General features: G+C 61.2%; 5 protein-coding genes. 1 reads left to right on the forward strand and 4 read right to left on the reverse strand.

Going from position 1 to position 4184, the window contains the following annotated elements:
* Positions 1 to 30: 30 nt before the first annotated feature.
* The 3 genes from EN893_RS21460 to EN893_RS21470 are packed head-to-tail and all read right to left on the reverse strand — an operon-like array spanning position 31 to position 2547.
* Positions 31 to 771 (reverse strand): ATP-binding cassette domain-containing protein, encoded by a 741-nt coding sequence (locus tag EN893_RS21460; RefSeq protein WP_127269606.1) that lies wholly within the window; start codon positions 769 to 771, stop codon positions 31 to 33.
* Positions 740 to 1564 carry an ABC transporter permease gene (locus tag EN893_RS21465; protein ID WP_127269855.1) on the reverse strand — a complete coding sequence of 275 codons (825 nt, stop codon included), beginning with the start codon at positions 1562 to 1564 and terminating at the stop codon, positions 740 to 742. Before EN893_RS21465 ends, EN893_RS21460 begins: the two co-directional genes overlap by 32 nt.
* Positions 1561 to 2547 (reverse strand): ABC transporter substrate-binding protein, encoded by a 987-nt coding sequence (locus tag EN893_RS21470; RefSeq protein WP_127269603.1) that lies wholly within the window; start codon positions 2545 to 2547, stop codon positions 1561 to 1563. The genes EN893_RS21465 and EN893_RS21470 overlap by 4 nt, the downstream gene beginning before the upstream one ends.
* Before the next feature lie 606 nt (positions 2548 to 3153).
* Between EN893_RS21470 and EN893_RS21480 the strand changes: the two genes are divergently transcribed.
* Complete coding sequence (locus EN893_RS21480; RefSeq protein ID WP_127269601.1) at positions 3154 to 3534, forward strand: cytochrome c family protein; 381 nt, start codon at positions 3154 to 3156, stop codon at positions 3532 to 3534.
* A gap of 47 nt (positions 3535 to 3581) precedes the next feature.
* Here EN893_RS21480 and EN893_RS21485 read toward each other — a convergent pair.
* The coding region (locus EN893_RS21485) for an HAD-IA family hydrolase (RefSeq protein WP_128361759.1) at positions 3582 to 4184 on the reverse strand (603 nt) is incomplete at its 5' end.

Consider the following 4184-nt stretch of genomic DNA (forward strand, 5'->3'; position numbering starts at 1 on the left):
GCCTCCGATATGCATTTCGCCAGCAGGCGATCAGGTGACGTCCGGAAATCTATGATGGAACGACCGCAGGAGGTCGCTCATCACCTGCGAATTGCGATGTTGCCGTGGCAACCGTACGTCGAACACGCCGAGCACATGGGTTGGCCGTGGCGCGAGCACGATGATGCGGTCCGACAGCATCAGTGCCTCGCGTAGATTGTGCGTCACCATCAAGGCGGTCGTTGGCCGTGCCGACCACACGGTCAAAAGCAGATGCCGAAGCCGCTCGGCGGTCTGTTCGTCGAGCGAGACAAAAGGTTCGTCCAGGAAAAGCACCGCCGGCTCGGTGGCGAAAGCCCTGGCAAGTGCTGCCCTGCGCGCAAGGCCGAGCGACAGTTCGGCAGGATAGAGCGAGCGCATGCCGGCGAGGCCGAGCGTGTCGAACAGCCCGTCGAGATTTTTCGCTCTCAAGCTTTTGGGCAACGCCAGCCTGACATTCTGTTCCACCGTTCGCCACGGCAGCAGGGTCGGTTCCTGGAATACGGCGGCGATGCGGTTCGAACCTCCTTGCGGCAACTGAAAGGAGCCGGAAAAGTCTTTGTCCAAGCCAAGCAGGATACGCAGCGTCGTGGTTTTGCCGCAGCCCGACGGTCCCAGCAAGCAGGCGAATTCGCCTTGCCGGACCTCGAAGGAAAGGTCCTGAAGCGCCGTGATCGAGACGCCTCGCGTGGACCTGAAGGTCTTTTCGGCGATGTCGACCTTAAGCGGGACGACGGCGCCAACGGGTTGCATGTCGTTCAACGGGCTGCACCAGGAGAAGTTCAATGACAAGCATCACCGCCACGAAAGCCAGCGTGTAGGCAAGGATGGCGGCGACATCGAAGAGCTGGAAATAGAGATGGATCTGGAAGCCGACACCGTTCGAGCGGCCGAGCAGTTCGACGACCAGGACGATCTTCCAGATGAGGGCAATGCCGGATCGCGATGCGGCGGCAAGATAGGGCTGCAATTGCGGCAGCAGGATATGGCGGATGCGTTCAAGGCGGCCGAAGCGATAGACGGTGGCCATTTCGGCGTAACTTGGATCAAGCGCCCTGGCGCCTTCGCGCATCGTCACCACGACATTCGGGATCTTGTTCACCGCCACCGCGCCGATCGCCGCCGCCTCGTTGAGGCCGAACCAAATGTAGCCGAGGACGATGACCACCAGCGCCGGGATGTTGAGGAACAGGATCACCCATGGGTTGAAAAAGCGGTCGACGCGACGATGGCTGCCGAGCAAAACGCCGATGACGGATCCGATGATCATGGCGACGATATATGCCGCGGCGACCCGGCCGAGAGTCACGCCGAGATGGTAAAAGAGGTCGCCGCTCGCAGCCTCCCTGAGAAGCACCTGCCAGACCTGCCGAGGCCCTGGAAAGGCACGGCTTGGCCAGACACTTGCCGCAAGGTTCCACAGCAGGCAAAGCCCGAGCAGGGAGACCGCAACAGTCAGCGCGGGCATGAGTGCCGTCGCCAGACTGCGTCGGCCGGACATGCTCGGCGGAGCATCACGCGTGCCGTCGGTTCCCAATGCGGTCATTTCCGGGGATCCTGCCAGAACGTGCCGGGCGCCATTTCCGGCGCGCTGCCGACAAGTTTCGCGCCGCCGATCGCCGCCAGCACATGGTATAGCCTGCCGGCGTCGGCCGCTTCCTCCGCGACCGACCGTCTGGGAATGCCCTGGCGGTAGCGATCGCGCAGCTTTTCCAGTTCCTTGCCTTCCGCGCGAATGATCGGCGCCAGGCGCAGCCATTCGTCATCGGATCTGGCCAGCAAGTCCTTGGCTTGCGCGGACGCCCTCACGAAACCCCTGACTGCATCCGGGTTCTCGTTTGCCCATTGGTCATGGAAGACGTAACCGAGGGTCGAAACGGGTCCCAGAGCCCCGAGCGACTTTGCCGCGTCGTTCACGCCGATCAGTCGACGGAAGCCATTGGCCTCGAGACGGGCGCAAAAATGCCAGAAATTCAGCACCGCATCGAGTTCGCCCTGTATCGCCTTTTCCGAAATCAGCGGCGGCGCGCCGAAGACGATGTCGCTGGCTGCCGACAGGTCGACGCCGAGATCGCGTCTGCTCAGCGCTTGTATAAGCAGCCAACTCTTGTCGAGCGGGCCGCCGGCGACGCCGATTTTCTTGTCCTCGAGATCGGCGACCGTCCGGATCGGCGAATCCTCCTTCACCATGATCGCCCCCACGGAGGTCGAATAGGGGGTCAATGTGAGGTCGCCGCCTTCGGAGCGCTGGCGCGAGACCCACAGCCAGTCGGAGACGATCATGTCGATCGCGCCAGCCAGCATCGCGACGTTGGTTGCATCCTCGCCGGCGAAGTCGATGATCTCCAGATCGATCCCGTTGGCGGCATCGAATTTGTGCCGCCTTAGCGTATCGAGTTCCCAACTCACGGTTCCGAACTTCAGCACACCGAGGCGAATCCTGGCTGCCGCAACGACCGGCCTGGTAGCAAGAACAGCGGCTGTCCCGAGAACCGCCAGACGCAGCGTCATGCGCCGTGAAACCATCATGACACCTCCTCCCCAGGGTTCCGCGCTGCCAAATTAGATGGCTCGTTCCTTGCTCGGAAATGCGCATTTCCAGCGCATGACCTTGAGGTTCGGGTGTTCTTGAGACCATTTCGCGATTTCGCTGGGGGCAAGGATCATGCATTGGAACAGAGTGCCGCGGCTCTCGAAATAGAGATGTTCGTCTCGGCAATTGCTCGGATTGGCGCTGAGGCAAACCGTCAATATGAGATCGACCATGTCCATTCAGCACCTCTTGCGCGTTCCCAAACGCCCATATCGGCAAGCCCAGCCCAACCAGGAGCGAGGACAAAATCACCGCTTGCCGGATTTCCCGAGGTGCCAATGGAGAAACCGGAATGAGGTCAAGCTACGCGCTCGCCGGATAGCCGTCAACAAAGACGAATGGACAGGTCTCTTGAGCACCCAGGCCTCTAAACCTTTGTACGATTGACTTTCACAACATGCCAATTAGCTTCTGAGCCACGCGGCGCGGCTCCACGGGAGAAGCGGATATTCCACTCCACCGCGTAAGGCGCATGCAGACGGATCAAAGGATCGGCATGCGCAAATCGTCCAGGGCACCCAGACGATCAATGAGGAAATACCATGCGCGCAATCGCATTTTTCGCAGTCATGTCCGTTGTGCCCTTCATGGCGAGCCAATCCCAGGCCCAGGATGCGGCGGCCGGTGAGAAGGTCTTCGCCAAATGCAAGGTCTGCCATGCCGCCGACCAGGACAAGAACAAGGTCGGCCCGTCGTTGAACGGCGTCATAGGCCGAACGGCTGGGACACACCCGGGGTTCAGCTATTCTCAGGCGATGGTCGCGGCTGGAAAATCCGGCGTCAAATGGGATGAGCCCTCGCTGAAGACCTATCTTCACGATCCCAAGGCCATGATCAAAGGAACGAAGATGGCGTTTGTCGGCCTCAAGCAGGACGAAGACATCGCCAATGTCATTGCCTATCTGAAGCAATTCTCGAAATAGAGCGCAGCCGGCCGTTCGAATTTGCGTTCGGCCGGCGGACGCCTTGATCACGCATCGGCTTGCAGCTTCTGCATGGCCGAAGGCAGATCGAAAAGGCTGTCGCAAACAAGGTCGGCGCCAAGCTCTTCCACCGGAATGTGGCTGTAGCCGCCGCGCAACAGAATGACGGCCATGCCGGCGGCGCGTGCGGCACCCAGGTCAGCGCCACTGTCTCCGACCAGCAGCGCGTCACCGGCGTCGACCCCAAGCTGTGCCAACGCCAGCAGCAGGGCATCGGGCGCCGGTTTCAGGAATGTCACCGCGTCTCCGCCAACGATTGCGCCGAAATATTCCGTCAATCCGAAATGAAGCAGGATTTCGCGGGTCGCCAACTGCGGTTTGTTGGTTGCCACGCCCATGCTTACTCCGCCCAAATGAAAGTGGGTGAGAGCCTCCCTGACTCCAGGCATCAGCCTTGTCAGGCCGGTCAGATGCCGGCGGTAGATAGGCGCCATGACGCGATGGGCCTCATCGAGAGCGTTGCCGAGCAGTGGCGCTCCCGACGCGGCGAAGGCTCGCTCGATCAATTTCCTGACGCCGCCGCCGATCATGGCCGTGACCTGATCCAGGCGCAGCGGCGGCAGACCGCGACTGGCCAGCAGTTCGTTGAC

This window comes from Mesorhizobium sp. M7A.F.Ca.CA.004.04.2.1 (assembly GCF_004022825.1).
In the GTDB taxonomy this organism is placed as follows: domain Bacteria; phylum Pseudomonadota; class Alphaproteobacteria; order Rhizobiales; family Rhizobiaceae; genus Mesorhizobium.